The sequence below is a fragment of the Methylobacterium sp. WL116 genome (assembly GCF_008039455.1).
Taxonomy (GTDB): domain Bacteria; phylum Pseudomonadota; class Alphaproteobacteria; order Rhizobiales; family Beijerinckiaceae; genus Methylobacterium.
On record NZ_VRUV01001101.1, the window covers coordinates 1 to 534 of the forward strand.

1 protein-coding gene is annotated in these 534 nt (G+C 75.8%); it reads left to right on the forward strand.

The features are described 5' to 3' along the window. Positions 1–441 (forward strand): gluconate 2-dehydrogenase subunit 3 family protein (locus tag FV223_RS29580; protein WP_147730114.1); only part of this gene is annotated, 441 nt, incomplete at its 5' end. Positions 442–534: the final 93 nt, after the last annotated feature.

Below are 534 nucleotides of genomic sequence, written 5' to 3' on the forward strand. Positions count from 1 at the left end.
GGGATCGACCTCGCCGCCCGCATCGACGCGCGGCTCGCGAGCGGCCGGGGCGACGGCTGGCGGTTCTCCGCCCTGCCGCCGGACGCCTCGGCCTACAGGACCGCGCTTCGCAGCCTCGACGCTGCGGCGGGCGCCGACGGTCGGCGCTTCCTCGCCCTCGACGGCGCGGCGCAGGACGACCTGCTCCGGGCGATCGAGAAGGGCGTCCTGCCGGGCGGATCGGCGCTCGGCTTCGCGCCGGAGCAGCTGACCGTCTGGTTCGGGGACCTGCGCGCCGACGTGGTGCGCACCTGGCTCGCCCATCCGGCGGCGCTCGCCTGGATCGGGTTCTCCGGCATCGGTGCGGGCGGCGACGGGGCCCGGCCGGTGGGCTTCACCAAGATCGGATTGGGCGAGCGCGAGGGCTGGGAGCCCGTCGCGCAGGGTGGGGACGGACGATGAACCTCGATTCCATGACGCGCTACGCGACCGACGAGGTCGTCGATGCGGTGGTGATCGGCACCGGTGCCGGCGGCGCGCCGCTGATGGCGCGCC